Below are 26306 nucleotides of genomic sequence, written 5' to 3' on the forward strand. Positions count from 1 at the left end.
TTGATCGAGCTTGAGCTGCACCCTTGGGAATAATTGTCCTTGGGCTTAATGGGCAAAGACCACGCCTTAAACAGGATCGCGGCGGATCAAATGTTGAATGCCTGCAGGCATGGCCTCGATAAGGTCTCTTATCGGCATGGGTTGCAGATCGAATTCGTCCAGAGCCTCACGCGTACATGGTGCCCAGCGAAATTCGAGATCGGAGTTGCCATCTTTCACCCGGTGCACGATGTCCGTCTCATGGAACGGCAATGGCTGCGATAGCTCTGCCTCGTAATAGAAGCCGAGTTCATGCACGCGCTGTCCGGTAAGCTCGAAGAAATTCTCAATGATGAAGCGCAATGGCCCGACCTTTGCAGGCTTGCCGATCTCCTCTTCGATCTCGCGCGCTAGTGTTTCGGCGCTTGCTTCGTGAAACTCCACGCGACCGCCGGGCAGCACCCAGAAAATGTCCCCGACCACGCGATGAATGAGAATATGATCGTTGCAGCGGATCAGCGCGCAGGCTCGCATCTGGAAGCGCGAGTGTCCGACGTCCATGACGATCATGGTGCGTGTATCATCTGTCATAAATGGGATCCTCGCTTGTGTCGCGTTTGGTGTGGATCTCTATTGACATGAGACCCTATGGTTGAAAACGATGTGGTGTCGAGAGATGTATTCCTCGAGTGTGATTTGGAAAGTCATCGCATCACGCGCGTCAACGGATAGTATGGCTGACTTCGCTGATATTGGTAACGCGCTTGAAGACTTATGTCGGGCTGAAAGCCTGTGGAGGATGCTCGAGAGCTTCTACGCCGCAGGTATGCTAGATACTCCCCATGATGAACGATGACATTTCGCCAGCGGAAGGGGTTATTCGCGATCTGCTTTCGCGGCAGGCGCCGCAATGGGCCGATCTTCCGATCCGTCGCCTGGTCTCTTCCGGCACAGACAACGCCATCTTTCGCTTGGGCGAAACGCTTGCGTTGCGTCTTCCTCGTCGCGCCTCTGCGGCACGGCTGATTGAAAAGGAACTTGATTGTCTGCCTCGCTTTGCAGACCTGCCGCTTGAGGTGCCAAAACTGCTTTTCAGGGGGCGGTTCGATTCTGATCCCGAGCGCGATTTCGGCATTTTCGAGTGGATGGAAGGTGAGGTTGCCTCACCGGGCACGATCGCCAATCCGGAGGATGCCGCTCTTTCACTGGCAAGCTTTCTACGCGCGCTGCATCGCGTGGACATCGATGGTGCGCCGAAGGCCGGCGAGATCAATCATCATCGCGGAGTGACGCTGGATGTTTTGACGTCCATCACGCTTCCGGCAATCGATCGTCTCGCGGACGAGATCGATGCTGACGCAGCCCGACGTCTGTGGCGGCAAGCCTGTGCGATCAGGCACCATGGGCCGCCTGTCTGGCTGCATGGAGACATCAAAGCGGACAATCTGATCGCCAGGAACGGCAATCTTGTGGGTGTGATCGATTGGGGTCTCTGCGCGGTGGGCGATCCGGCTGCAGACTATGCAGCCGCATGGTCGTGGGTCGATCCTTCGGCGCGTGACGCCTTTCGCATGGCCTGCTGTGTTAGCGAGGCCGATTGGTTGAGGGCCGAAGGGTGGGCGCTTTACGGAGCGGTCATCGCACTAAGCTACTACCGGGGCGGGCTGAACGAGGCGCTATGCGAGCAATCGCGCCTCACCCTGTCGCGGCTTAATATGCGCTGAAGCAAAGAGCTCCAGCCTTTTTGCTCTTCGGGGAAAAGCGAAAAGGCTCTGCGCTTTGGCCTATTTCCGTTGCAGAGGCTAGCTACAGCATGCGCTGCAGCACTTCATCCTTGCGAGCGAAATGATGCCAGAGGGCAGCAAGAATATGCAGCGTAACGACCGCATAGAGACAGTAAGCGCCGTATTCATGGACTATTGCCGCTGTTCGTTCTAGGGATTTGTCTGGTGGCAGCAGGTTGGGCCACTGGAAGACACCGAACCACGGCAGATCGTGACCACCGGCGGCAGAGGTCGTGTAGCCGGCAAGCGGCATCATGATCATCAGCACATACAGTAAAATATGTGCCCCACGCGCTGCATAATGACTGAACACATCGAGTGGACGGCGATAGGCCGGCTCGCCCAGCGACAGTCGCAGTGGCAGACGGATCGCAATGAGGATGAGCGCCGTCATGCCAAGTGACTTGTGTATATCGAGAAGCGCGCGCCGCAGCGGGGTGCCTTGTACGAGGTATGAGCAGTAGAGTCCGATGAGGAGCGCGGAAATGATGACGATGGCCATGAGCCAGTGCAGGATTCGCTGCGATCGCCGATATCGGTTGGCCGACGGCGCGTCGGCGGTGGAGGTCAAGGTGGCAGACATGGGTTTCTCCGGTCGTCTCGGGGGTACGGCGCGGAGCTGTCAATCAGCCGAAATCAGGCTATTTTGAAGGCTCGCCCTTTCACCTTCTCGCGAGCAACCCCTCTATTTGCAGCCATGGGACAGGAGCGAGAAACCGGCACTGTCTCGGACATCGTACAGGTGTCGCGACCTGCCTGGCATATGGCTTACCTGCTGGTTTTACGGACTGCCGTCTCACTGTGCTCGCCCGAAGCTTCCAAAATCTCGCAGCTTTCCGCCTGCGCGGGAGCGGCCATGTCAGAAGCGGGTGTCTTGGTGCAGATCCCGATCTCGTGACCCTCGACGTGAAAGAAGGAGATTCCGCCGCTTTCGAGCGCCATACGCAACTGAGCTTCCGTTGCCCGGTGCAGCTTGTGACGGTCACCCTCATAATCACGAATCGTGCTGCGTGATACACCGGAGCGGTCGGCGAGATCGATCTGTGTCCAGTCGAGAAAGCCGCGGGCCGCTCGACAGAGCGCTGGTGTCAAAATCATCGCCATCCTACCTTGACGTGCGGTTCCAAGCTGCCCATATTGGTCAATATCTGTCATATAGGGCATATTGCGTCGGTTTGCTAGGGGTGTTTGCCGTAGGGCGCCAGAGGTGATTCGGCCGAACAAAGGAATGACGTTTTGGGATAATCAGCGAGCCTGTTCTCATTCTAGCACTTTTGGCTCTGCCGTTTATCGGAAGTCTTCTCTCCGTATGCCTCTTGCGCACGCAGTCGCGGCGCACGCCAGCCTGGATCGCAGGTGCTGCGACATTTCTGGCGCTTCTGATTGCGATCAGCTTCTATCCAGCCGTGATGGATGGTGGCGTCGTTCGCTACAGCATCGAATGGTTGCCGCAGCTCGGGCTTGATTTCAGCCTGAGGCTGGATGGGTTTTCCTGGCTGTTTTCTGTCGTCATTACGGCGATCGGCTTTCTCGTCATAGTGTATGCCCGGTATTACATGTCGGAAGAGGATCCGGTTCCCCGTTTCTTCTCCTTCCTGCTCGCCTTCATGGGGGCAATGCTCGGTATCGTGCTGTCGGGCAACGTGATCCTGCTCTCGATTTTCTGGGAGCTGACCAGTATCTTCTCTTTCCTGTTGATCAGCTACTGGCACAATAGTGCTGCTGCCCGCGACGGTGCGCGCATGGCTCTGACGATCACGGGGATCGGCGGCTTCTGCTTGCTGATCGGGCTCATCCTGCTCGGCCATATCGTCGGCAGCTACGATCTCGACAAGATCCTCGCCTCCGGCGATATCATTCGCAATCACCCGCTTTATCTGCCGGCGCTGATCCTGATCCTGCTCGGCGCCTTGACGAAAAGCGCGCAGTTTCCCTTCCATTTCTGGCTGCCGAACGCCATGGCGGCGCCGACGCCGGTCTCGGCCTATCTGCACTCCGCCACGCTTGTGAAAGCGGGCGTTTTCCTTCTTGCGCGCTTCTGGCCGGTTCTGGCGGGCACGGACGAGTGGTTCTATATCGTCGGGGCGGCTGGTATCATCACATTGCTGCTCGGTGCCTATTTCGCGATGTTCCAGCAGGACCTCAAGGGACTGCTTGCCTATTCGACGATCAGCCATCTCGGCCTCATCACCACCTTGCTGAGCCTTGGCAGCCCCCTTGCGACCGTTGCCGCTATTTTCCACATGCTGAACCACGCCACTTTCAAGGCGTCGCTCTTCATGGCCGCAGGCATCATCGATCACGAAACCGGAACGCGCGACATGCGCCGACTGAGCGGCCTGTTTCGATATATGCCGTTCACCGGCTCTCTTGCGATCGTCGCCAGCGCCGCGATGGCCGGGGTTCCTCTCTTGAACGGCTTCCTCTCGAAAGAGATGTTCTTCGCCGAGGCGATTGAGACGCATGCCGATTCCATTCTCGACCGGATGCTTCCCTATGTAGCGACCCTGGCTGGCGCATTCAGCGTCGCCTATTCCCTGCGCTTCATTCAGACGGTGTTCTTCGGGCCGGCGCCGACCGACCTGCCGATCGCCAAGCCGCATGAGCCGCCGCGGTGGATGCGCTTTCCGATCGAGCTTCTGGTGGTCGTGTGCCTGGTCGTCGGTATCGTACCAGCGCTCTCCGTTGCCCCGTTCCTCAATGCGGCCGTCGTCAGCGTTCTGCACGCGCAAACGCCGGAATATAGCCTGTCGCTCTGGCATGGCCTCAATCTGCCGCTCGTCATGAGCGTGGTAGCGTTGATTGGCGGCACGGTCTTCTATTTCGCCTTCAAGAATTATCTGTCGCGTTGCGAGGATGGGCCACCCATCTTCCGGCGGCTCAGGGGGCAACGTATCTTCGAGCGAGTTCTGGTGGAGGTTTCCTGGCACTGGGCGAGAACGGCTGAAAAGCGGATCGGCACACGCAAGCTGCAGCCGCAGCTCCGCTGGGTTGTTGTGACGGGCTTTGCCGCCGGATTGCTGCCCCTCTATCTGGCCGGCTTCGAGAAACCTCATTTTGCGTTTTCAGGCGCCGATCCGGTCTTCGCAGCGATCTGGGCAATCGGGATCTGCCTGGCGATCGGCACGGCGTTTCTGGCGAAATACCATCGGCTTGCGGCCCTTGTCATGCTTGGCGGTGTCGGCTTGATCGTCTGCATGACATTCGTCTGGCTTTCGGCGCCCGATCTTGCCATCACCCAGCTTCTCGTCGAGATCGTCACCACGGTTCTCATTCTCCTGGGGTTGCGTTGGCTACCGAAGCGGAGCGAGGGGATCGATGACACGGTCGACATGCGTGCGCGCTTCCGCCGCTTTCGCGATCTCGCGCTTGCAGTCGCCTGCGGCGTCGGCATGATGTTCATCTCCTATGCCGTCATGACGATGCCGGTACCGGATGCGATCGCCAACTATTTCCTCGATAACGCCTACTCCAAGGGAGGCGGCCATAACGTCGTCAACGTAATCCTCGTCGACTTCCGCGGTTTCGATACATTGGGGGAAATCGCCGTTCTCGGCGTCGTCGCGTTGACGGTTTATGCATTGCTGCGTCGTTTTCGCCCGGCGCCCGACAGCATGGAAATGCCGGAGCAGCAGAAAATTCAGAACCGTTTCGACGAAGAGCGGCCTGAGCGCTCCGCGGGAGATACGGTGCGCGACTATCTGCTGGTTCCATCGGTAATCATGCAGTGGATGTTCCCCTTTGTGATAACGCTGTCCGTGTACATATTCATGCGTGGTCATGATTTGCCAGGTGGGGGCTTCTCAGCTGGTCTGACGCTGTCCATCGCCTTCCTGCTGCAGTATCTGGCTGGCGGGACGCGCTGGGCCGAGGATCGAATTCGCATCCTGCCACTGCGCTGGATGGGCGCAGGATTGCTCGTTGCAACGGCAACGGGCATCGGAGCCTGGTTCTTTGGCTATCCCTTCCTGACCTCGCATTTTCAATATCTGGATGTGCCGTTGATCGGTAAGGTGCCGGCCGCCAGCGCGCTTCTTTTCGACCTCGGCGTTTTCATGCTCGTCGTCGGCTCCACCGTCCTGATCCTTGTTGCGTTGGCGCACCAGTCGATCCGTATCAACCGTCTGCGCTCTATCGAGGCGGAAAAGGCAAGGGGGGATTGATGGAACTCATCTTGTCTGTTGCAATCGGTGTAATGACGGCTTGCGGTGTATGGTTGATCCTGCGTCCACGCACATATCAGGTCATCATCGGCCTCTCGCTTTTGTCTTACGCAGTCAATCTGTTCATCTTCGGCGTAGGTGGCGTCAAGACCAATATGCCGCCGCTACTGTCAGATGGTACGCCAACGGCAGCACTGGCGGATCCTGTACCCCAGGCACTGGTGCTGACCGCCATCGTGATCGGCTTTGCAACGACCGCATTGTTTCTTGTGGTTCTGCTGGCCTCCCGTGGCATGACTGGTACAGATCATGTCGATGGAAGGAGCGACCGGAAATGACAGGTTTGTCCCACCATCTGATTATTGCACCGATACTTCTGCCTTTGGTTGCGGGCGCGCTGCTGCTATTCATCGATGAACGCGAGCGCACCGTAAAGGCGTTGATCAGCCTTGCGGCAACACTGCTGCTTGCTGGTATAGCTCTCACCTTATTTCGGATCGAAGGCGGCGCACAACTTCCGGAGCGCGCGTATCTGCTCGGAAACTGGAGCGCTCCATTCGGCATTGTACTCGTGGTCGATAGTCTGTCGGCACTCATGTTGCTGCTGACGTCAGTTGTTGCTGTTGCTGCATTGATATTTTCGCTGGCGCGATGGCATGCGGTGGGCGCGCATTTCCACATGATGTTTCAGTTGCTGCTCATGGGTGTGAACGGCGCTTTCCTGACGGGCGATCTTTTCAATCTCTTCGTGTTCTTCGAGGTCATGCTGGCGGCTTCCTACGGTTTACTTTTGCATGGCTCGGGGCCACTGCGCGTCAAGGCGGGGATGCATTATATTGCCGTCAATCTCGCTGCTGCACTGCTCTTCCTGATCGGCGTCAGCCTTATCTATGGTACGGCTGGAACGTTGAATATGGCGGATCTGGCGGTGCGAATTCCCGAGATGGCTCCGGATCGCCGAATGCTGATGCAGGCCGGCGCGGGCGTGCTTGGTATCGCGTTTCTGATCAAGGCCGGTATGTGGCCGCTCTGCTTCTGGCTACCGACGGCCTATAGCGCGGCTTCCGCTCCCGTCGCTGGCATATTCGCCATTTTGAGCAAGCTCGGGATCTACGTCATCCTGCGTCTGACCATGCTTCTTTTCAGCGACGGACCATCGGCCGGTTTCGGATCGTCCTTCCTGCTTTACGGCGGGATGGCGACGCTGATTTTTGGCACTGTCGGCGTTCTGGCGTCGCAGGCGCTTGGTCGATTGGCTGGCTTTTCCGTGCTGGTTTCGTCGGGCACGCTGCTGATGGTCATCGGCATAAACGACGGCTCCATTTCGGCTGGCGCGCTGATGTATCTCGTCAGTTCGACGCTGACCATCAGTGCCTTTTTCATGCTGATCGAGCTGGTCGAGCGTGGGCAGGATGCCGGCGCAAGTGTGCTGGCGGTCACCATGGAGGCCTATGGCGATGCCGAGGAAAAGGAGCCCACGGAGGGGGATGGCGTGACCATGCCCGGCACGATGGCGATGCTCGGTATCTGCTTTGCCGCTTGCGGAATCTTGCTGGCGGGCCTGCCGCCGCTCTCTGGCTTCGTCGCGAAATTTGCGATGCTTTCCGCGATGATGGGAACAGGAGCGATCGGCGTGCCTCCGAGCGCGGCCGTCTGGACATTGATCTTTCTCGTGATCCTCTCGGGCATTGCCGCCCTCATCTCGATGACGCGTGCCGGCATACACACGTTCTGGAGCTCGCTGGAAGGCACCGTGCCGCGCGTCCTTGTGATCGAGATCGTGCCCGTGATGGGCCTGCTCGCCTTGACGTTGGCTCTGACCATCTGGGCAGGCCCGACCATGCAATATATGGAGGCGACCATCCGGACGCTCAGCGACCCCAAGGTCTACGTCGATGCGGTCCACAATGCCGCAGTGATATCGGGCGGCGCCTCTGAAGCGGGCAGCGCGGGAGGTTCGTGATGTTGCCTTATCCGCTCTTGACCGTGACTTTGGTTTTCATCTGGCTGCTGCTGAACGGTTTCACGCTCGGTCATCTCATTCTCGGCATCATCGTTGCGGTATTTGCCTCCTGGGCCATGGCGTCGCTGCGACCGGAGAAACCGAGGCTGCGGAAATGGTATCTGCTTCCCAAACTGTTCTTTCGCGTCGTGTTCGATGTGTTGAAGTCGAATATCCAGGTCGCCTGGATCATTCTAAGGGGCAAGTCGCGAATGACGACACCTGGTTTCGTGACGTTGCAGTTGCAGGTGCGGGATCAAATTCCGCTGGCGCTTCTGGCCGTCATTCTCACCAGCACACCAGGGTCCGCCTGGCTCGAATATGATTCCAACGACAACACCGTGCTGCTTCATGTTCTCGACCTCGAAAACGAGGCGGTGTGGCGCGAAACAGTCGCCAACCGTTACGAAAGCCTTTTGATGGAGATATTCGCATGAGCGCGATGATCATCCAAATCTGTGTCGCGGTATCACAGCTGATGATTGTCGCTGCGATGGCGATTGCTTCCGTTCGCATGTTTCGCGGACCTCGTGCGCAGGACCGCATCATTGCGCTCGACACTCTCTATGTGGCCGCGATGCTGCTATTGCTCACCTTCGGTATTGCAACCGGGCGGGTCGTCTATTTCGAGGCGGCGCTGGTCATCGGCATGCTCGGCTTTGTCGCGACCGTGGCCCTGGCGAAATTTTTGATGCGCGGGGAGGTGATCGAATGAACACGCCCTTTGAAAACATACCGATCTGGGCCGCAATTCCGATTGGCGGGCTGCTGCTGATCGGTGCGTTTCTAACCCTCGTGGGTGCCATCGGCTTTTTGCGGCTCGGCACCTTCTATGAGCGTATTCATGCGCCGACTTTGGGTACAAGCGGCGGCATCGGCGCAATCATGCTGGCCTCGATGATTTTCTTCTCAACGGCCACCGACGCGCTCGTCATTCATGAGATCCTGATCGGTGTATTTGTGACCATAACTACGCCCATCACCTTCATGCTGCTGGCCCGCGCGGCACTTCACCGTGATCGCGCCGAGCAGAATGGTGTGGTTCCGCCGAAGCACGCGCCAAGCGAAGCCGGTGGCGAACAGGCTCCGTCATAATTCCGGTTCTCAATCCGGCTGAGGAGCTGCGGTTGTTTCACCTTCGGACAGCTCGCAGGCAAAGAGCACCCGGTTTTCGGCGCTTGCAGCAGGTTGCTCCGTCAAAAGGACGGCGACAGCCGCTGCCGCGATTTGCTGGATCGGCTGCTTCACCGTCGTCAGGCGCGGCGTGGTCATGCTGGAGAGCGGAATGCCATCGAAGCCGACGATCGATAAGGCGGCAGGCACCGGAATACCCAAATCGTGCGCTGCCCGCATGCAGCCGATTGCCTGCTGATCCGAACTTGCGAATATCGCCGTCGGGCGTTCATGGCGTGCCCGTGCGAGAAGATAGTTTCCGGCGGAACGGCCGCTTTCATAATCGAACGCGGTTTCCATGATCAGCGGCGGTCCGGGATTTTGTACGGCGCCCCCGGCATGTTCCATGGCGTCAAGATAGCCCTTCAAGCGGTCGTTCGCAGGAACCGAATGCTTCGGTCCGGAAATGAAGCCGATGCGCCGATGCCCCAGTTTCAGGAGATACTCGACGCCAAGGCGCACGCCGTTACGATGGTCCGACGCGATCCCCGAATATCCCGGCATGAGGCGGTCGACGACGACAATCGGCAATCCCTTTGGCAGCTTGATCGTGTGAAAGTCGTTGCTGGGGACAAGGATGATGCCATCGACCTTGCGGCTCGTCAGCTGCCGAATCCGATCTGCTTCTTTCGCAGCATGATCGAAGGAGGTCATGACGATGATGTTGTAGCCGTGCTTTGCGGCCACTTGTTCCGCCGATTGAACGAGTTCCGAGAAGAATGGATTGGTCAGATCCGGAATGATGATCCCGATGAGCCGGCTGACCTTGCTGCGCATGCTTCTTGCGGACGGATCCGGGGTGTAGCCTAGTTCTTCAATGATGCCGCTGACCCGGCGTCTCAATTCCTGCGTGACGGAGGGATGATCGTTCAAGACTCTCGATACCGTCCCGGTGGAGACCCCGGCGAGCTTGGCAACGTCTCGAATCCCGACCTTTGGCATCACAGAAGCATGTGTCCTTCTCTTGTTCCCGAACGCGAGCAGAGCGTCTGATTTCGGCATCCGGCTAGCGGTCTCTACTGCCTTCATCACGAGACTGCACGTTAAATTTCCTTTATGCGAATATCCCGAGCCGGAGGTACCTCCAAATATCTTGGAACCGGTTCATCATACATAGTGCAGCATCGTTATAAAATTGCAATCCCCGTCACTTGTTGAGTATTTTGGAGTAGCTTGACAATCCTTTTGACCGTTGTTACCCATTAAATGGTGAAACGGTTCATTGCCGCAGGCAACTCAGGTGGAGCTGAGATCAGGACCGTTGGGGAGGAAACAAATGTCCAATTCTATGAAGCATGAATCCGTCTTGAGCAATGCACCGCGTCGTGCTGCCTTGAAGCTTGGCCTGGCAGTCACGCTGGTGCTCGCCCTGACTTGCGGCGTTTCGCCGGCTTATGCGGCCAGCAAGCCGAAGGTCGGCCTGATCATGAAGTCTCTATCCAACGAGTTCTTCAAGCAGATGAAGGCCGGAGCCGACAAATATGCGGCTGAAAACAAGGACAAGTTCGACTTCAAGGCCGTCGGCATGAAGGACGAACGTGACTTTGCTTCGCAGGTCGATGCCGTCGAAAACTTCGTGACGCAGAAATACGACATCATCGTCGTCGCGCCTGCCGATTCCAAGGCAATGGCCACGCCGCTTGCAAAGGCCGTAAAGGCCGGTGTCAAAGTCATCAACATTGACGTGCCGCTGGATGCGGACGCCAAAAAGGCGGCTGGTCTCGATCTCGCTTTCTTCGGGCCTGACAACACCGCAGGCGCCAAACTCGCCGGTGACGCTCTGGCAAAGGACCTGGGGCCTGGCGCAAAGGTCGTGATCGTGGAAGGCAACCCTGAAGCCGACAACGCCAAGGAGCGTAAGGAAGGCTTCATGGACTCCATCAAGAACGGCAAGCTCGAGCTTCTCGACAGCAAGACCGCGCATTGGGAGACGGAAGAAGCCAACACCGTCATGACGAATTTCCTGACCAAATATAAGGATATTCAGGGTGTCATGGCCGCCAACGACTCCATGGCCCTCGGCGTGGTCAAGGCGCTCGACGCTTCCGGCCAGGCCGGCAAGATCAAGGTCATCGGCTTCGATAACATTCCGTCGGTGAAGCCGTTGCTCAAGGATGGCAAGATGCTTGCGACAGTCGAGCAATACGGCGCGGAAATGGCTGCCATGGGCATCAAGTACGGCCTTCGTGAGTATGCCGGCGAAAAGTTCACCGGTTGGGTCAAGACGGACGTGACGCTGATCACCGCCAAGGACGTGAAGTAATCAAGTCTCGATCTCGAGCTGAGAGAAGGCGCCGGCTGCTTGGCCGGCGCTATTCGCTGCCCGACAGATTTGCGGTTGAACGCTTCGACATCGCTCGTTCTCAGGCGTTCCCGACGTTGCCATGGCAGGCAACCTTTTTTCAATCTGAAATAGACCATGCGCGAGGTGGACGTGTCAGGCACATCAGATGATTACATCCTGAAACTGGAAGGCATAGGCAAACGCTTCCCGGGCGTCGTTGCGCTCAAGGACGTTTCCATCAACATCGGCCGCGGTAAAGGTCATATCCTTCTCGGCGAGAACGGCGCTGGCAAATCCACCCTGATCAATCTGCTCGGCGGTGTCTTCAAGCCGGATGACGGGCGCATCGTCTTCGACGGAAAGCCCTATGAGCCGACATCTCCGCTGGAAGCATTCCAGGCTGGTATTCGGGTCATCCATCAGGAATTGCACCCGCTTTCCAATCTTTCCGTTGCCGAAAATCTTCTGTTTGAACATCTGCCGCGCCGATACGGCCTGGTGAACTACAAGCAGATGAACAGGAGAGCTTTCGAACTTCTCGCGGAGGTCGGCCTCAATGTCGCGCCAACCACGCTTGCCAGCAGCCTGAGCGTTGCTCAGCTGCAATTGCTCGAAATTGCCAAGGCGCTCTGCTACGAGAGCAAGCTTCTGGTTCTCGACGAGCCGACTGCGACTTTGACCTCGAAGGAGGTCGATCGCCTCTTCGAAATCCTGAAGCGACTGAAAGCGCGCGGCGTCACGACACTGTACATATCGCATAGGCTCGAGGAGATTTTCGAAGTCGGCGACGACGTGACCATCCTGCGTGATGGGCAGCATGTGACCACCCAGCCACTTGCAGGGCTCGGCATTCCAAAAATCGTTGAGCTGATGGTTGGTCGAACGCTTGCGCAGCACGACGCGTTTCGCGGCGATAGTGTCATTTCCGGCGAAGCGCTCGGCGTTTCCGGCCTGAAGGTAACGCGCAACAGCCCCGAGTTATCTTTCTCCGTCGCGAAAGGCGAGATCGTAGGGATTGCCGGGCTTGTCGGCAGTGGCCGAACGGAGGCCGTGCGGGCGATTTTCGGTGCCGATGTGAAAGCTGCTGGAGAGATCCGCATAGACGGTCAGCCGGTCGCAATCAATTCGCCGAAAGACGCGGTTGCTGCGGGATTGTGCCTTGCGACCGAAGACCGCAAGACGCAAGGCCTGATGCTCGACATGAGCTGCGCCGAAAATACGACGATTACCGACCTCGGCAAGGTCTCGCACAACGGCCTGATGAGCCGAACCGTAGAGAACAATCACTCGCAGCGCCTCGTGCGCGAGCTGCGCATCAAGACGCCGTCCATCCACCAGGTGGTCAGGACATTCTCCGGTGGCAACCAGCAGAAAGTGGTCATTGCCAAATGGCTGTTCCGTGGGCCTAAAGTCTTGATATTCGATGAGCCGACACGCGGTATCGATGTCGGTGCAAAGGCCGAAATCTACGATCTTCTGTGGAAATTTGCGGCAGAAGGAAAGGGCGTTCTGGTCGTCTCGTCAGACCTGCCGGAACTCATGGGCATTTGCCATCGCATCATTGTTTTGTCGGATGGCAAGATAGCCGGCGAAATCGCCCGGGACCAATTCGAAGAGAGCAGGATCCTCTCGCTCGCCTACAAGGAGTATAGTCGTGTCCGGCAACATTGAACAAACGACCGAGGCGAAAGAGACCCGCTTCTGGGATAAGCTCATTCGGATATCGATGAAGGAGGCGGGCGTCACCATTGCGCTCGTCATCATCCTGATCTTCTTCTCGGCGACAGCACCCTATTTCGCGACGCCGGAGAATTTCCTGAAGATCTTCGTGCAGATCGCGATTAACACGGTGCTGGCTTCGGGCATGACGTTCGTCATTCTCGTCGGCGGCATCGATCTGTCCGTCGGCTCGCTGCTTGCGCTTTGCACTGTGATCGGCGCGACGATCATGATCGATCCCCGGTTTTCTCCCTGGCAGGCGATCGTGCTGGCATCGCTGGCATCGATGGGGACGGGTGCAGTCCTTGGCGCGATCAATGGCTGGATATGCGAGAAGTGGAAACTTCCCTCCTTCATCGTCACGCTCGGCATGCTCAATGTTGCGAGCGGTCTGGCGCGGGTCGTGAGCGACAACTCCACCATCACAGGCCTGCCGCAGCCTTTCGTGGATTTCGGGAACCTGATCTTCTGGGGCGTATTTCCCTCGATCTTCCTGATTGCGATCGTCGTCGTCCTCATCGGCTGGTTCGTTCTGCGCTATACCGTTTTCGGGCGGTTCGTCTTCGCGATCGGCACCAATGAGGAGGCCGTTCGCCTTTCAGGTCACGAGCCGAAGCGTTTCAAGATTGCCGTTTTCACCATCTCCGGGCTTACGGCGGGTATTGCAGCGATGGTCTATCTGCTTCGCCTCAACGTCGGCAGCCCCGTCGCAGGCATCGGCTATGAGCTCAACGCGATTGCGGCGGTCATTATTGGCGGGACAAGCCTTTCGGGCGGCAAGGGGTCAATCGTCGGTACGCTGGTCGGCGCCTGCATTCTGCAGGTTCTCTCCACAGGCCTGCAGCTGCTCGGCGCTGACGACAACATCAAGCCGATCGTCATCGGTGCCGTCATCGTCCTGGCTGTCATTCTGGATAGCTATCGTGGCCGCTTGATGCGGATACTCGAAACCCGGTGATCTTGGATTGGCGAGTGATTGAAATCATAAGGCGCGAGGCATACCTCGCGCCTTTGTCGTTTCAATAACAGGGCTGCGCGATATTTCAGAAAGCTGAAATATTTCCATGGCTTCGGTGATGACCGGGTGACGCGGCGCGATTATGGTTTCGTATCGGCGCCGCCGTTGTATACGGAAAAATATAATGATAGCGATGGGCACCCTTTCAGGAGAAACCCATGTTCAGCCGCCGTCATCTGCTCTCCCTTGCAAAATTCTCTGTCCTTTTCGGCAGTTTGCTGTTTTCTGCGCCTGCCTGGGCGGATCGCATCGTCACTGACCAGATCGGGCGGCAGGTGCATATTCCGGATGCCGTGAACCGCGTCGTGATCCTGCAGCACCAGACGCTCAATATCGCCGTTCAGCTTGATGCGATGGACAAGGTGGTCGGCGTTCTCGATGAATGGAAGAAGCAACTTGGCGCCAATTACGTGCGTCTTGCGCCGCAACTGCCCAATTTGCCGATGCCGGGCGGGCTGACTAAGGTCAATATCGAAGAGCTGTTGAAGTTGAAGCCGGACGTCGTCTTCGTCACCAATTATGCACCGGCGGATATGGTCAAGCAGATCGAGGATTCCGGCCTTGCCGTCGTCGCGATCTCGCTTCTCGACGTTCCACCGGAAGAAGCTGTGAAGCTCAATCCCTCCGTCAAGGACGAACCGGCTGCGATCGATGCCGGCTTTGCAAGCGGAGTGCGGCTGATTGCGGATGTTCTTGGTCGCAAGGAGAAAGGCGAGGAAATGATCGCGGTCACCAAGAAGACCCGCAAACTCGTCGCTGACCGCTTGGCCGACATTCCCGAAGACAAGCGCGTCCCCGTTTACATGGCCAACCCTGATCTCACCACCTACGGCCGCGGTAAATATACCGGTTTGATGATGGAGCGAGCCGGTGCCCGCAACGTTGCGAACTCGATCAGCGGCTTCAAGCAGGTGACGATGGAGGATGTGCTGAAGTGGGATCCGGCTGTGATCTTCGTACAGGAGCGTTATCCCGCTGTCGTCGATGAAATCAAGAAAGCGCCCTCCTGGCAAACCATCGATGCCGTCAAGAACGGCCGCATCTACTTGATGCCGGAATATGCCAAGGCCTGGGGTTATCCGATGCCGGAGGCCATGGCACTCGGCGAACTCTGGATGGCCAAGGAGCTCTATCCCGAGCGCTTCAAGGACATCGACATGCAGAAGGAAGCAGACGCCTATTACAAGGAGTTCTACCGCACCGATTATCGCGCGGCGCAATGAGCGCCGTAGCTCTTCGCAGGCGAACGCCGCAGGCAATCATCGCCATTCTGGCGGTGATGCTGGTGGTTGCCGCGATTGTTTCGCTCGGCATCGGTCGATACGACATTCCGTTTATGCGGGTTGTCGAGATTTTATGGGCGCCGATTTCCGCGCCCGCCATCCCTGTCACGGCGACTGAGGCCAATGTGGTCTTCACGGTGCGAATGCCTCGCATCCTGCTCGCCGTGCTGACAGGAGCGGGTCTCGCCCTGTCGGGCGCGACGCTGCAGGGTGTGTTCCGCAATCCCCTGGTCGGGCCGCAAGTCGTCGGCGTTTCGTCCGGCGCGGCTTTCGGCGGCACGCTTGCAATTCTCCTGAGCTTTTCGCGCTACGGCCTGCTGGCTTCCGCCTTCGCCTTCGGGCTTTCCGCTCTCGTTATCGTTTATGCGCTGAATGGCATCGTCGCCCGCCGCAATATTCTGGCGCTGGTGCTGGCCGGCGTTGTGGTCAGCGGCTTCTTCGGAGCGCTGGTGAGCCTCGTGCAATATCTGGCTGATACCGAAGACAAGCTGCCGGCTATGGTCTTCTGGTTGCTCGGCAGCTTTGCGACGGCGAACTGGGAGAAATTCTCACTGGTCGTCGGGCCGATCATGATCTGCAGTTTGTTGTTGCTGGGTCTGCGGTGGCGGGTGAATCTTCTGTCCATCGGTGACGAGGATGCCCGCGCGCTTGGTGTCAGTGTCGAGCCCTTGCGTTGGCTGATCCTCATACTCGTGTCCTGTATCGTCGCGGCGCAGGTTGCCATCAGCGGCATTATCGGATGGGTCGGCCTTGTCGTTCCGCATATGGCACGCATGCTCGTTGGGCCTGATCACCGCGTGATGATGCCGGCCTCGCTATTGATTGGAGCGCTCTATCTCCTGATCATCGATACGGTAGCACGCACGATCACGGGTACGGAAATTCCGCTTGGGATTCTCACCGCTTTGATCGGCACGCCCGTCTTTGCCATCATCTTGCGGCAGACCCAGAGAGGCGCCCGTGGCTTCTGATCCGATCAAACTGCAAATATCCAGGGCAAGCCAGTCTTATGACGGGAAGCGTTGGCAGTTTCGCGAGCTCGATTTCGAGCTCAGCGCCGGCGAGATCGTGGCTATCCTCGGACCAAACGGTCGCGGCAAATCGACCTTGCTGCGCGTTCTGGCGGGGCTGCAGAAGCCGACCAGCGGCGATATTCGATTGAATGAGCAGACCGGCTTCGTACCCCAGGAATTTTCCGGCTCGTTTCCATATTCGGTGCTCGATGTCGTGTTGATGGGACGCGCGCGCCACATCGGGCTCTTCCAGACGCCGCGAAAGGCCGATATCGACAAGGCGATGGCCGCCTTGGATGCCACCGGTATGGCCGGCTACGCACAGCGAAATATCGAGGCTCTTTCTGGCGGTGAGCGTCAACTCGTGCTTATTGCCCGCGCTCTTGCGGGCGAAAACACCGTTCTGCTTCTCGATGAACCGGCGTCTGCGCTCGACCTCAGGAATCAGGATGTCGTGCTATCACTGCTTGCCACGCTGGCGGATCGCCAGGCACTGGCCATTGCCTTCACCACGCATCAGCCAAATCATGCTGTGGCTGTCGCGGACAAGGTTTTGCTCATGTTGGATCAGGCACAGGCAGTTTTCGGGACTACCGCCGAGGTGATGACCGAGGTCAATCTCGAGGTGCTTTATGGCATTCCGGTGCGATCGGCGACGCTCGGCAGCGGCGAGCTTATGGAAACCGCTTTCGTGCCGTTGTTCCGACAGAGGAACAGAAAGGAAGTCGGCCATGAGTGAGGCAATTCACGTCCTGTCCGCCGGCAGTTTGCGCCATGCATTTCCGGCCATTATTGAAGCTTTCGGAAAGCAAACCGGCATTGCCGTTTCGCTGACGCTCGGGCCTGCAGGATTGCTGCGCGAGGAGATCGAGGCCGGTGCGAAATTCGATCTTTTCACCTCCGCCAACATGACCCATCCGCGCCGTCTTGCTGCGGCGGGCTTTTCTGAGCATGCAGTATGTTTTGCGCGCAACCGCCTTTGCGTTGTCGCGCGTGCCGATCTAGGCCTCACGACGGCGAATTTTCTCCCCGTACTGTCCGATCGGGCCGTCCGGATCGGCACGTCGACGCCAGGGGACGATCCGGGCGGGGACTATGCTTTCGAGGTTTTCGATCGGGTCGAGATCAGGCATCCGGGTCAAGGCGAGGCGATGAAAGCTCGCGCAAGGCAGCTTGTCGGTGGTCGCAACTCTCCACCGGCACCTGCGGGCAAGAGTGGCGGCTATCTGATCATCGACGGCGAAGTCGACCTGATGATGAGCTACTATTCGAACGCGCGGTTGCTTGCGAGCGATCCCCTCTTGAGTGTCGTCGAGATCCCTCAGGAGTTTCAACCGGTCATCGAGTATGGGATGACCGTTCGCAAAGGTGCGGCTGAAAGAGCCGGGCTTCTGCAGGAATTTCTGCTTTCGGCTCAAGGCCAGCGCATCTTGCGAGACGCCGGCTTTTCTCCGATCGCATGACCACACGCCCGCGCAGGTTTTCCGATCAGTTCGCTGGAGGGGTGCTCGAGCGAACGTATGCTTCGGCTTCGCTGCGCAACCATTCGCAAAAGAGGACGGATTTTCTGTTGCGCCGGGCGCGACGGAGAGCCACGTATTCATGCCCGCTTTCGAGGAAGCCGTAAGGCGCCATGAGCCGACCGAAGCGGATATCGTCGCTAACATAGGGCCATGGTGCCACGCAGACGCCGAGGCCCGCGCTGGCGGCTTCAAGCATGAAATAGAAATGCTCGTATTCGACGCGGGGACTGGCGGCAACCGACCTGCCGGAACGAGCAAGCCAATCTCCCCAGGCTCGAAGTCGTGTCCGCGTGTGCAGCTGCGGCACGCCATCGAATTCCGGCGTCGTCTCGGCAAACGACGACGGGGCAAGCACGGCGCCGGTCTGCTCGGGAAACAGCGAGATTACGTCGGCGCCATCAGGCCAGGGTGCCGTGCCAACGCGGATGGCGACATCGAAGCCATCCCGGCTGAAATCGACGGGTTTCGATGACGCGGAGAGCCGTACTTCGATATTTGGATAGTTTGCCTGAAATCGATAAAGGCGCGGGATCAGCCATCGCATGGTGAATGTGCCGGGACAGGAAACATCAAGCTGACCGTCCTCGGTATCCGCAACCGAACGCACGGAAATATCCATCTGGTCGAACGCCGTCGTCAGGCCGGCGAGAAGAGTGGCGCCGCCTTCCGTCAACCGCAGACGGTTCTTCGGGCCTTCAAAGAGCGGAATTCCGAGCACATTCTCCAGATGTTGTATCTGTCGGCTCACGGCACTGTGCGTGACATTCAGTTCCTCAGCGGCCTGCGTCATCCGACCAAGTCGACCGGCTGCCTCGAAGGCTCGTAAGGCGTTCAGTGAGGGGATGCGTCTAGCCATGTGCGTTTTCCGAACATTGAGTGTTCGATCATATCGTTTTTCTTTCTGCCGGATAGAGTGTTTCTAGGCTTCGAAACGAAGAGGCAGTGTGATTGCAGAACAATGACGTGAGAGCGGGACAACGCTTTCATGCAGGGCGAAGCTTTGTTCACACGAACAACGGAGGCATGAAATGCAAGGCAGACATCAAGACGGCAGCGCCGGTGATGCGAATTATGGGGTGATCGGCACGGGCTATACGCGCTATCGGCAGCCGGATCCGCACATCGCGGAGTTCATCCGCAACGCTCTCGGTGACGCAACGACGGTTTTGAATGTCGGCGCCGGCGCTGGATCTTACGAGCCGGTCGATCGGCAGATCACCGCAGTCGAGCCCTCGGCATCGATGCGGGCGCAACGACCGTCGCATCTTCCGCAAGCAATCGACGCCACCGCGGAAAATCTTCCTTTCCCCGATCAGGCCTTCGACGCGGCCATGGCGACGTTCACCGTTCATCAATGGTCGAACCTTGAGCGCGGCCTTGGCGAAATGCGCCGGGTCACCCGCGGACCGGTGCTCATTCTCAGCTGTGATCCCTATCTTTTGGAGCGCTCTTGGCTGCATGCCTATGCGCCCGAGATGATTGCCGTGGAAGCCCGCCGTTATCCGCCGATGGCGAGCATTGTCGAAGGTCTGGGCGGCCATGCCGAAGTCATGCCGGTGCCGATTCCGTTGAATTGTATCGATGGTTTCGGCGAGGCCTATTATGGCAGGCCCGAGCGGATGCTCGATCCCGGTGCACGCCTCGCCAATTCGGCCTGGAGCTTCGTCGACCCCTCTATCGGTGAGCGTTTTGTCGCAGATCTCGGCCGTGATCTCGCCGATGGCAGCTGGGATCGTCGCTATGGCGACCTTCGCAGTCAGCCTTTCTTCGAAGGGTCGCTCCGGCTGGTTATTGCTAGACCATGAGTTCGTGTCATGAGAGATGATTTACGCCTGTTGAAATCACTGGCAGGGCCATTTCCCGCTTTCGATCCCGATCTGACGCCGGACGAACCGCGCGAGTTGTTCTCGCAATGGCTGCGTGACGCCATCGCGGCCGATATAAAGGAGCCGCATGCGATGGTGCTCTCGACCGTCGATGAAAACGGCATGCCGGACGCTCGGGTTCTCATCCTGAAGAACCTGGATCACCGGGGCTGGCATTTCGCAACGACTGGCGAGGGGCCGAAAGGGCGCCAAATTGCGCTCAATCCGAGCGTTTCCCTCACGTTCTACTGGTCAGCGCTTGGAAGGCAGGTTCGACTGCGTGGCGTGGCGTTGCAGGCGGAGACGCACGAACGGGACGCCGATTTTCGTGCGCGGGCGACCGGCGCGAAGGCGGTCGCCCTCATCGGCAGGCAAAGCGATGTCATGGGCTCCCGGCACGACCTGGAGGACGCCCTGCGGCAGCAGCATCGCCGATTGCACGAGGAGCCTGATCTGGTCGCATCCGGCTGGGCACTTTTCATCGTCATGCCGCACGAAGTCGAGTTCTGGCAGGGCAACAGCGATCGCCGTCATGACCGGCTGCGATACAGGCGCGAGAAGGCGGGTTGGATCAAAGAGCAGCTTTGGCCCTGACGTCGGGCTTGCTTGAGAAGAGAAGACGCACTAGCGTAATATTCGAAGAAATATAACGCTAGTGCGGATATGTCAGTTCTGCTCAATCATAAACAGCCGCTTCCGATCGCACTTCCGACCGCTGCCAAACGGCTGGATCAGCAGCCTTTGCCGGACGCTGAGACCGTCAAAGCCCAGAGGCTGAAGACCTGGGACATGGCGTCGATGTTTCATTGCTCGATCGTCGGGACATGCCTGACCACGACCGAGCTGCGACAAGTCCTCGCCAAGGTCGGGGACATCGATGCGAAATCCGCTAGCGATCACACGCTACATAGTCGAGGCGTGCGAGCGGCCGGCCAGCGCGATATCGCCGGCAAGCTGCTGAACAAGGCGCTGGACCGACGTCATGAGCGCATCCTGAAGCAATTTTCCCGGTTATCGACCGCCGCCGAGATCAGGGCGCAATGGAATATCGCCGTCGATGAGGGTGACATATCCGGGGCGTATTGGGCCGTTATGAGCCATCCGGCGAGCGATCGGCCGCTTGTGCAGGATGTGTTTGGCGAAGTGCATATGCTGTCGCATCTGGTCGGCAGCTCAAGCCGCCTTGATCTCGCCCGTCTGCGTAAATTGCAGCTGGATCTCGAAGCGAGGGACGAAAAGATTGCCCGGCAGGAGGCGCGGCTTCAGGCGGCAGCCAACGACCATACGTTCTTGCAGCGGCGCATCGACGAACTGGAAGCCGGCCTCTCGCGCCGGCAGGCCGTCGTGCCGGAAGTGATGAGCCGGGATCAGCGACAGGATGAGAAGCTTCGGGAAAAGCTGGAGGCCGCAGACAAGCGCGCCGAAGACCATGACGGTCGTCTCGCCGCTCTGGAAGCCAAGCTTGCCGAGGCGGAGCGCCGTGCCGCGGTTCTCGCCGACGAAAATAATGCCTTGCAACGGGAGCTGGAGCTCGTTGAGGCGGCAATCGTCACACCGAATGTTTCAGAGGTTGTGCCTTTCAGCGAACCGCAAACGCTGCTGTATGTCGGCGGCCGCAAAAGCCTGTTCGACCGGCTGCGCAAGCTGGCGGAAAGCCGCAATATCGATCTCGTGCTTCACGATGGTGGCGTCGAGGACAATCTTTCGCTGCTGCCCGCAATGGTCGGGCGCGTTTCGTCCGCAATTTTTCCCGTCGACTGCATCAGCCACTCTGCCGCGGATATGGTGAAGCGCTTGTGTCGCGAAAATTCGAAACCCTATCGTCCGCTCCGCTCGGCAAGTCTGGCCAGCTTTGCTGCCGCGATCGCACAGCCATTGGCTGCGGCTGAGTAACCGCCGATCACGTTTCGGTGTTTTCATCGTTCTGTGTGTAACAAGATCGCGTCGGCTCTCGTAATTCATTGCGACAGAACGTTCATGGCGTCGAGACGATCACCGGCTTGAATGTTTTGCGGGAAGGCGGCTCATCCGCCAAGGAGAAGAGTGCGATGTTGAACAGACGATTGTTGCTTCTTACCGCTGCACTTGGCGGCATCGGTTTGCGGTTCGGTATCGGCGGCACGACTGCGAAAGCCGCCGAGAAGTTTCCCGTCACCCACAGCGACGCGGAATGGCAAAAGATGCTGACGCCGGATCAATACGCTGTGCTTCGGGAAGAAGGGACCGAGCGTCCTTTTACGAGCGAACTGCTCAGCGAGCATGGCAAGGGAAATTTTGCCTGCGCCGGCTGCGATCAGGACGCTTTCTCATCCTCGACCAAATTCGAGAGTGGCACGGGCTGGCCGAGCTTCTGGGCGCCACTTGACGGTGCCGTCGCCACGTCGCGTGACGCTTCCTACGGCATGGTGCGCAACGAGGTGCATTGTAGTCGTTGCGGTGGCCATCTCGGTCACGTGTTCGAAGACGGGCCGAAGCCGACCGGCCTGCGCTACTGCATGAACGGCGTCGCCATGAAATTTCATCCGGCTGCGGCCTGAACGACATCAGAGATCGACCAATGGTCTTATTTATTCTTGCTTATCTCGGCGGCGTGCTGACCATTGTCAGCCCCTGCATCCTGCCTGTCCTGCCGTTCGTCTTTGCGCGGGCAGGCCAGCCTTTTCTGCGCAGCACGCTGCCGATGCTGGTCGGCATGGCGGCAACTTTCGCGGCGGTGGCAACGCTTGCTGCACTGGGCGGCGGTTGGGCTGTTGAAGCCAATGAATACGGGCGTTATGCGGCCATGGCGCTGCTGGCGGTATTCGGCATTATCCTGCTCTTCCCATCGCTGTCCGACTATCTGACCCGCCCGCTGGTATCGCTCGGCGCACATCTGTCGCAGTCTGCCGACCGCTCGACGCGTGGTGGGGGATCGGCGGTCGCCGCCTCCTTGTTGCTTGGCGTCGCAACCGGCCTGCTTTGGGCGCCGTGCGCGGGACCGGTTCTTGGGCTTATTCTGACGGGGGCAGCCCTGCAGGGCGCAAGCGTCGGCACGACCGTGCTGTTGCTGGCTTATGCGCTCGGTGCTGCCACTTCTCTGGCGCTTGCGCTGCTGATCGGCGGCCGCGTTTACCAGATTATGAAGCGGTCGCTCGGTGTTGGCGAATGGCTGCGCCGCGGCGTCGGCGTTGCGGTCCTGATCGCCGTCGTCGCCATTGCCATGGGGCTCGATACCGGGCTTTTGACGCAGGCTTCGCTTGCGAGCACCGCCTCGCTGGAACAGAGCCTTGTCGATCGTTTCCATGTCCAGGATCAGAAGAAGCAGTCTTCGGTTATCATGAAAAGCGATGGCGGTGCGATGATGAGTGCCACCAACCAGATGATGATGAGCGGCAAGCCGGATGGTGCCGGCGCAAACGGCAGCATGATGATGGCGATGACGCCGAAGCCGGCCGCGGAACAATTGCCGGTCGAGGGCCAGGTGCCCTCGCTCGATGGCGCAGTGCAATGGCTGAATTCCGCGCCGCTGACGGCGGATGGCTTGAAGGGCAAAGTTGTCCTCGTCGACTTCTGGACCTATTCCTGCATCAATTGCCTGCGTGCCATTCCCTATGTCGAAGCCTGGGCACAGAAGTATAAGGATCAAGGCCTTGTCGTTATCGGCGTGCATGCGCCCGAATTCGCCTTCGAGAAGAATGTCGACAACGTCAAGAAGGCAATTGGCGATCTTGGCATCACCTATCCCGTCGCCATAGACAACAATTATGCAATCTGGCGTGCTTTCGACAACGAATATTGGCCGGCGCATTACTTCATCGATGCCAAGGGCCAGGTTCGTCACCACCATTTTGGCGAGGGCGACTATGATCAGTCGGAACGGGTGATCCAGCAATTGCTTGCCGAGGCCGGCAAGACGAATGTGTCGAGCGATATCGTCAATGTGAAAGCGACCGGCGCAGAAGCCGCTTCCGATGAGGCGAGCGTGCAATCGCCGGAAACCTATGTCGGTTATCTTCGCTCGCAGAACTTCGTCGATGATGGCGGCACGGTGAATGACGCCGCACATGACTATGTTGCCGCAACGCCGAAGCTCAACGAATGGGGGCTTGCCGGCAATTGGACCGTCGGCCCGCAGCAGGCGACCTCCAATGGCGCCGATACTCGCCTCTATTATCGCTTCCATGCGCGCGATCTTCATCTCGTCCTTGGACCATCGGCTGATGGAAAACCCATACGCTTCCAGGTGCTTGTCGATGGCAAGCCGCCCGGTGACGGTCATGGCGTCGATACGGATGCGAACGGCAACGGCGTTGTGAACGGACAAAGGCTCTATCAGCTTGTTCGCGCAAGTGGTCCCGTCATGGATCATACCTTCGAGATCAAGTTCCTTGATCCCGGCGCTCAGGCCTATGCGTTTACCTTTGGCTGACGACAGCAGCCGCCATTATTAAAACGCTGCCGCCCGGCAATCAGAAGCTGGGCGGCGTGCAGGCGCTGATGACTTCGCAAGGCACCGGGCCGACGCAGCGAAAGCGATGCGGCCGGCGGCTCTCAAAATAATAGGCATCGCCAGGCCCGAGAATGCGCCGCTCGTCATCGACGGTAACCTCGAGACGGCCGGACAGGACAATGCCGCCTTCTTCACCCTCGTGGACCAACGGTACCTTGCCGGTATCCGCTCCAGGCTGGTAGCATTCCTTCAGGATCTGGAGGCTGCGGCCGAAGAGATTTTCGCCAATCTGCCGATAGGAGATTGGCCCTTTGCCGATTTCGACCAGTTCCTCCGCAGCATAGAAAGCCTTTTTCGGCGCTTCCGGTTCGTAGGCGAAGAATTCCGCCAGGCCGATCGGGATGCCGTCGAGAATGCGCTTGAGAGCCCCGACCGAGGGATTGGCGGAGTTGGATTCAATCAACGAAATGGTCGAATTCGTCACGCCGGCGCGCTTGGCGAGCTCTCGCTGTGAAAGGTTGCGCGCCAGGCGCAGATGGCGAAGACGGTTGCCGATATCGACCGACATGATGGCCTCACGTTTCAGCTGTTCGAAATATCGAAAACTCTACATCTGCATCTAATAATATCAATAGTTTAAATTAATCGAGAAAAGGACTTGTTCGGTGCTGGAAAATCGCTGATGTCAGGAGCAGCGCAAAGGAGTCGACCATGGACAAGATCACGCACACCAACGCCCCGGTTCTCGATAATTTCTGGATGCCATTCACGGCAAACCGTCAATTCAAGGCCGCACCTCGGCTGCTGGCAGCCGCCGATGGCATGTATTACACGGATATCGACGGCAACAAGGTGCTGGACGGCACTGCCGGACTTTGGTGCGTGAACGCCGGTCACGGTCGCAAGAAGATCGCTCAGGCCGTCGAGCGCCAGCTGACGACGATGGATTTCGCTCCGACCTTCCAGATGGGCCATCCGATTGCCTTCGACTTCGCCGCAAAGCTTGCGGCGCATGCGCCGGGCGGCCCCGAAGCGGGGCTTGATCGCGTATTCTTTACCGGCTCCGGTTCAGAGTCCGTCGACACCGCGCTCAAGATCGCTATCGCCTATCAGCGTGCGATCGGCCAAGGAACCCATACCCGCATCATCGGTCGCGAAAAGGGTTATCATGGCGTCGGTTTCGGCGGCATTTCGGTTGGTGGCCTCGTCAACAACCGCCGCGTCTTCCCGCAGATTCCAGCCGACCATATGCGCCATACGCTGGATGTCGAGCGCAATGCCTTCAGCAAGGGGCTGCCGGCGCACGGCATCGAACTTGCCGAGGACCTGGAGCGGCTGGTCGCGCTTCATGGCGCAGAGACGATCGCTGCCGTGATCGTCGAGCCTATGTCCGGTTCGGCAGGCGTCATCCTGCCGCCAAAGGGCTATCTGGAGCGGCTGCGCGCGATTGCCGATAAGTATGGCATCCTGTTGATTTTTGACGAAGTGATCACGGGCTTCGGCCGCCTCGGCACGCCGTTCGCCACCGAGTATTTCGGCGTCGTTCCCGATCTGGTGACCACGGCCAAGGGCATCACCAACGGCACCATTCCGATGGGCGCCGTCTTTGCCAGCCGCAAGGTCTATGATGGACTGATGACCGGCCCGGAAAGCCAGATCGAGCTCTTCCATGGATATACCTATTCGGGTCACCCCGTGGCCTGTGCTGCCGGCCTCGCAACCATGGAAATCTATGAGGAAGAGGGCCTGCTGACACGCGCTGCCGAACTTGCGGACGATTGGCAAAACGCCTTGCATTCGCTGAAGGGTCTGCCGCATGTCGCCGACATCCGTAATCTCGGCCTGGTCGGCGCTGTCGAACTGACGCCGCGCGATGGTGCCCCCGGCGCGCGCGCCTATGATGTCTTCGTTGACTGCTTCCAGAAGGGTCTTCTGGTGCGCGTCACCGGTGATATCATTGCGCTTTCGCCGCCGCTGATTATCGAGCGCGAGCAGATCGAAACCATTGTTTCCATGCTCGGCGATGCGTTGAAGCGCGCTGCCTAATGGAATTTGATCCTGGTCGGTCGGC

25 protein-coding genes and 1 pseudogene are annotated in these 26306 nt (G+C 58.6%); 20 read left to right on the forward strand and 6 right to left on the reverse strand.

All coding sequences use genetic code 11. From position 1 onward, the window contains the following. Window positions 1-66: 66 nt before the first annotated feature. Complete coding sequence (locus HGP17_RS12615) at window positions 67-570, reverse strand: NUDIX domain-containing protein (protein WP_168809374.1); 504 nt, start codon at window positions 568-570, stop codon at window positions 67-69. 251 nt (window positions 571-821) lie between these two features. Between HGP17_RS12615 and HGP17_RS12620 the strand changes: the two genes are divergently transcribed. Then, window positions 822-1703, forward strand: coding sequence for an aminoglycoside phosphotransferase family protein (locus HGP17_RS12620; RefSeq protein WP_168809376.1), 882 nt, complete (start codon window positions 822-824; stop codon window positions 1701-1703). Between the two features lie 82 nt (window positions 1704-1785). Here the strand turns inward: HGP17_RS12620 and HGP17_RS12625 are convergent, their stop codons facing one another. Both HGP17_RS12625 and HGP17_RS12630 read right to left on the reverse strand, forming a co-directional pair. Next, the gene (locus HGP17_RS12625) at window positions 1786-2346 is read right to left on the reverse strand and encodes a cytochrome b (protein WP_168809378.1); all 561 of its coding nucleotides are present in this window, start codon (window positions 2344-2346) and stop codon (window positions 1786-1788) included. A gap of 296 nt (window positions 2347-2642) precedes the next feature. Then, window positions 2643-2927: pseudogene (locus tag HGP17_RS12630) on the reverse strand (helix-turn-helix transcriptional regulator); the annotation flags it as partial. Between the two features lie 80 nt (window positions 2928-3007). On the opposite strand from HGP17_RS12630, the gene HGP17_RS12635 reads away from it, so the two are divergent. The 6 genes from HGP17_RS12635 to mnhG are packed head-to-tail and all read left to right on the forward strand — an operon-like array spanning window position 3008 to window position 9023. Then, window positions 3008-5926: a monovalent cation/H+ antiporter subunit A gene (locus tag HGP17_RS12635; protein WP_168810066.1), complete on the forward strand. Its 2919-nt coding sequence runs from the start codon at window positions 3008-3010 to the stop codon at window positions 5924-5926. Then, on the forward strand, window positions 5926-6264 hold the full coding sequence (locus HGP17_RS12640; RefSeq protein ID WP_168809381.1) for a Na+/H+ antiporter subunit C: 339 nt from the start codon (window positions 5926-5928) through the stop codon (window positions 6262-6264). Before HGP17_RS12635 ends, HGP17_RS12640 begins: the two co-directional genes overlap by 1 nt. Further along, window positions 6261-7889: a monovalent cation/H+ antiporter subunit D gene (locus HGP17_RS12645; RefSeq protein ID WP_168809383.1), complete on the forward strand. Its 1629-nt coding sequence runs from the start codon at window positions 6261-6263 to the stop codon at window positions 7887-7889. The genes HGP17_RS12640 and HGP17_RS12645 overlap by 4 nt, the downstream gene beginning before the upstream one ends. Then, a complete protein-coding gene (locus HGP17_RS12650) occupies window positions 7889-8365 on the forward strand; it encodes a Na+/H+ antiporter subunit E (RefSeq protein WP_168809385.1) in 477 nt (158 codons plus the stop codon). The genes HGP17_RS12645 and HGP17_RS12650 overlap by 1 nt, the downstream gene beginning before the upstream one ends. Further along, entirely contained in the window at window positions 8362-8643 is a 282-nt protein-coding gene (locus HGP17_RS12655) for a K+/H+ antiporter subunit F (RefSeq protein ID WP_168809387.1), read from the forward strand. The genes HGP17_RS12650 and HGP17_RS12655 overlap by 4 nt, the downstream gene beginning before the upstream one ends. Continuing rightward, a complete protein-coding gene (mnhG, locus tag HGP17_RS12660) occupies window positions 8640-9023 on the forward strand; it encodes a monovalent cation/H(+) antiporter subunit G (RefSeq protein WP_168809389.1) in 384 nt (127 codons plus the stop codon). Before HGP17_RS12655 ends, mnhG begins: the two co-directional genes overlap by 4 nt. Window positions 9024-9032: 9 nt before the next feature. On the opposite strand, the gene HGP17_RS12665 is transcribed toward mnhG, so the two are convergent. Then, a complete protein-coding gene (locus tag HGP17_RS12665; RefSeq protein WP_168809391.1) occupies window positions 9033-10043 on the reverse strand; it encodes a LacI family DNA-binding transcriptional regulator in 1011 nt (336 codons plus the stop codon). 334 nt (window positions 10044-10377) lie between these two features. Between HGP17_RS12665 and HGP17_RS12670 the strand changes: the two genes are divergently transcribed. The 7 genes from HGP17_RS12670 to HGP17_RS12700 all read left to right on the forward strand — a co-directional run bounded on the left by HGP17_RS12670 (window position 10378) and on the right by HGP17_RS12700 (window position 17881). Further along, window positions 10378-11364 (forward strand): sugar ABC transporter substrate-binding protein, encoded by a 987-nt coding sequence (locus HGP17_RS12670; RefSeq protein ID WP_168809393.1) that lies wholly within the window; start codon window positions 10378-10380, stop codon window positions 11362-11364. A gap of 156 nt (window positions 11365-11520) precedes the next feature. Further along, window positions 11521-13056: a sugar ABC transporter ATP-binding protein gene (locus HGP17_RS12675; RefSeq protein ID WP_168809395.1), complete on the forward strand. Its 1536-nt coding sequence runs from the start codon at window positions 11521-11523 to the stop codon at window positions 13054-13056. Beyond that, a complete protein-coding gene (locus HGP17_RS12680) occupies window positions 13040-14062 on the forward strand; it encodes an ABC transporter permease (protein ID WP_168809397.1) in 1023 nt (340 codons plus the stop codon). Before HGP17_RS12675 ends, HGP17_RS12680 begins: the two co-directional genes overlap by 17 nt. A 218-nt stretch (window positions 14063-14280) precedes the next feature. Further along, entirely contained in the window at window positions 14281-15345 is a 1065-nt protein-coding gene (locus tag HGP17_RS12685) for an ABC transporter substrate-binding protein (protein WP_205925957.1), read from the forward strand. Beyond that, window positions 15342-16376 carry an iron ABC transporter permease gene (locus tag HGP17_RS12690; protein ID WP_168809399.1) on the forward strand — a complete coding sequence of 345 codons (1035 nt, stop codon included), beginning with the start codon at window positions 15342-15344 and terminating at the stop codon, window positions 16374-16376. Before HGP17_RS12685 ends, HGP17_RS12690 begins: the two co-directional genes overlap by 4 nt. Then, on the forward strand, window positions 16366-17157 hold the full coding sequence (locus HGP17_RS12695; protein ID WP_168809401.1) for an ABC transporter ATP-binding protein: 792 nt from the start codon (window positions 16366-16368) through the stop codon (window positions 17155-17157). Before HGP17_RS12690 ends, HGP17_RS12695 begins: the two co-directional genes overlap by 11 nt. Next, window positions 17150-17881 (forward strand): molybdate ABC transporter substrate-binding protein, encoded by a 732-nt coding sequence (locus HGP17_RS12700; RefSeq protein WP_168809403.1) that lies wholly within the window; start codon window positions 17150-17152, stop codon window positions 17879-17881. Before HGP17_RS12695 ends, HGP17_RS12700 begins: the two co-directional genes overlap by 8 nt. A 25-nt stretch (window positions 17882-17906) precedes the next feature. Here the strand turns inward: HGP17_RS12700 and HGP17_RS12705 are convergent, their stop codons facing one another. Then, the gene (locus HGP17_RS12705; protein WP_168809405.1) at window positions 17907-18797 is read right to left on the reverse strand and encodes a LysR family transcriptional regulator; all 891 of its coding nucleotides are present in this window, start codon (window positions 18795-18797) and stop codon (window positions 17907-17909) included. A gap of 172 nt (window positions 18798-18969) precedes the next feature. Here HGP17_RS12705 and HGP17_RS12710 point away from each other — a divergent pair, with 172 nt between their 5' ends. The 5 genes from HGP17_RS12710 (at window position 18970) to HGP17_RS12730 (ending at window position 24214) form a co-directional block, all read left to right on the forward strand. Then, complete coding sequence (locus tag HGP17_RS12710; protein WP_168809407.1) at window positions 18970-19746, forward strand: class I SAM-dependent methyltransferase; 777 nt, start codon at window positions 18970-18972, stop codon at window positions 19744-19746. Window positions 19747-19755: 9 nt separating this feature from the next. After that, on the forward strand, window positions 19756-20400 hold the full coding sequence (locus tag HGP17_RS12715) for a pyridoxal 5'-phosphate synthase (RefSeq protein ID WP_168809409.1): 645 nt from the start codon (window positions 19756-19758) through the stop codon (window positions 20398-20400). Between the two features lie 69 nt (window positions 20401-20469). Next, window positions 20470-21699, forward strand: a complete 1230-nt coding sequence (locus tag HGP17_RS12720) for a DUF2325 domain-containing protein (protein ID WP_168809411.1) — start codon at window positions 20470-20472, stop codon at window positions 21697-21699. Between the two features lie 155 nt (window positions 21700-21854). Continuing rightward, on the forward strand, window positions 21855-22343 hold the full coding sequence (gene msrB / locus HGP17_RS12725; RefSeq protein ID WP_168809413.1) for a peptide-methionine (R)-S-oxide reductase MsrB: 489 nt from the start codon (window positions 21855-21857) through the stop codon (window positions 22341-22343). 20 nt (window positions 22344-22363) lie between these two features. Then, window positions 22364-24214, forward strand: coding sequence for a cytochrome c biogenesis protein DipZ (locus HGP17_RS12730; RefSeq protein ID WP_168809414.1), 1851 nt, complete (start codon window positions 22364-22366; stop codon window positions 24212-24214). Between the two features lie 40 nt (window positions 24215-24254). On the opposite strand, the gene HGP17_RS12735 is transcribed toward HGP17_RS12730, so the two are convergent. Further along, window positions 24255-24803 carry a cupin domain-containing protein gene (locus HGP17_RS12735; RefSeq protein WP_168809415.1) on the reverse strand — a complete coding sequence of 183 codons (549 nt, stop codon included), beginning with the start codon at window positions 24801-24803 and terminating at the stop codon, window positions 24255-24257. A gap of 143 nt (window positions 24804-24946) precedes the next feature. Between HGP17_RS12735 and HGP17_RS12740 the strand changes: the two genes are divergently transcribed. Continuing rightward, entirely contained in the window at window positions 24947-26281 is a 1335-nt protein-coding gene (locus HGP17_RS12740; protein ID WP_168809416.1) for an aspartate aminotransferase family protein, read from the forward strand. Window positions 26282-26306 lie beyond the last annotated feature (25 nt).

It is taken from the genome of Rhizobium sp. P38BS-XIX (genome assembly GCF_012641435.1).
In the GTDB taxonomy this organism is placed as follows: domain Bacteria; phylum Pseudomonadota; class Alphaproteobacteria; order Rhizobiales; family Rhizobiaceae; genus Rhizobium.

Coding starts and splice junctions, on each gene's coding strand:
- HGP17_RS12615 (WP_168809374.1), bottom strand. CDS start 570: ATGACAGATGATACACGCACCATGATCGTCATGGACGTCGGACACTCG.
- HGP17_RS12625 (WP_168809378.1), bottom strand. CDS start 2,346: ATGTCTGCCACCTTGACCTCCACCGCCGACGCGCCGTCGGCCAACCGA.
- mnhG (WP_168809389.1), top strand. CDS start 8,640: ATGAACACGCCCTTTGAAAACATACCGATCTGGGCCGCAATTCCGATT.
- HGP17_RS12735 (WP_168809415.1), bottom strand. CDS start 24,803: ATGTCGGTCGATATCGGCAACCGTCTTCGCCATCTGCGCCTGGCGCGC.
- msrB (WP_168809413.1), top strand. CDS start 21,855: ATGTTGAACAGACGATTGTTGCTTCTTACCGCTGCACTTGGCGGCATC.
- HGP17_RS12715 (WP_168809409.1), top strand. CDS start 19,756: ATGAGAGATGATTTACGCCTGTTGAAATCACTGGCAGGGCCATTTCCC.
- HGP17_RS12650 (WP_168809385.1), top strand. CDS start 7,889: ATGTTGCCTTATCCGCTCTTGACCGTGACTTTGGTTTTCATCTGGCTG.
- HGP17_RS12690 (WP_168809399.1), top strand. CDS start 15,342: ATGAGCGCCGTAGCTCTTCGCAGGCGAACGCCGCAGGCAATCATCGCC.
- HGP17_RS12705 (WP_168809405.1), bottom strand. CDS start 18,797: ATGGCTAGACGCATCCCCTCACTGAACGCCTTACGAGCCTTCGAGGCA.
- HGP17_RS12675 (WP_168809395.1), top strand. CDS start 11,521: ATGCGCGAGGTGGACGTGTCAGGCACATCAGATGATTACATCCTGAAA.
- HGP17_RS12720 (WP_168809411.1), top strand. CDS start 20,470: ATGTCAGTTCTGCTCAATCATAAACAGCCGCTTCCGATCGCACTTCCG.
- HGP17_RS12620 (WP_168809376.1), top strand. CDS start 822: ATGATGAACGATGACATTTCGCCAGCGGAAGGGGTTATTCGCGATCTG.
- HGP17_RS12685 (WP_205925957.1), top strand. CDS start 14,281: ATGTTCAGCCGCCGTCATCTGCTCTCCCTTGCAAAATTCTCTGTCCTT.
- HGP17_RS12640 (WP_168809381.1), top strand. CDS start 5,926: ATGGAACTCATCTTGTCTGTTGCAATCGGTGTAATGACGGCTTGCGGT.
- HGP17_RS12740 (WP_168809416.1), top strand. CDS start 24,947: ATGGACAAGATCACGCACACCAACGCCCCGGTTCTCGATAATTTCTGG.
- HGP17_RS12730 (WP_168809414.1), top strand. CDS start 22,364: ATGGTCTTATTTATTCTTGCTTATCTCGGCGGCGTGCTGACCATTGTC.
- HGP17_RS12670 (WP_168809393.1), top strand. CDS start 10,378: ATGTCCAATTCTATGAAGCATGAATCCGTCTTGAGCAATGCACCGCGT.
- HGP17_RS12710 (WP_168809407.1), top strand. CDS start 18,970: ATGCAAGGCAGACATCAAGACGGCAGCGCCGGTGATGCGAATTATGGG.
- HGP17_RS12700 (WP_168809403.1), top strand. CDS start 17,150: ATGAGTGAGGCAATTCACGTCCTGTCCGCCGGCAGTTTGCGCCATGCA.
- HGP17_RS12665 (WP_168809391.1), bottom strand. CDS start 10,043: ATGCCAAAGGTCGGGATTCGAGACGTTGCCAAGCTCGCCGGGGTCTCC.
- HGP17_RS12655 (WP_168809387.1), top strand. CDS start 8,362: ATGAGCGCGATGATCATCCAAATCTGTGTCGCGGTATCACAGCTGATG.
- HGP17_RS12645 (WP_168809383.1), top strand. CDS start 6,261: ATGACAGGTTTGTCCCACCATCTGATTATTGCACCGATACTTCTGCCT.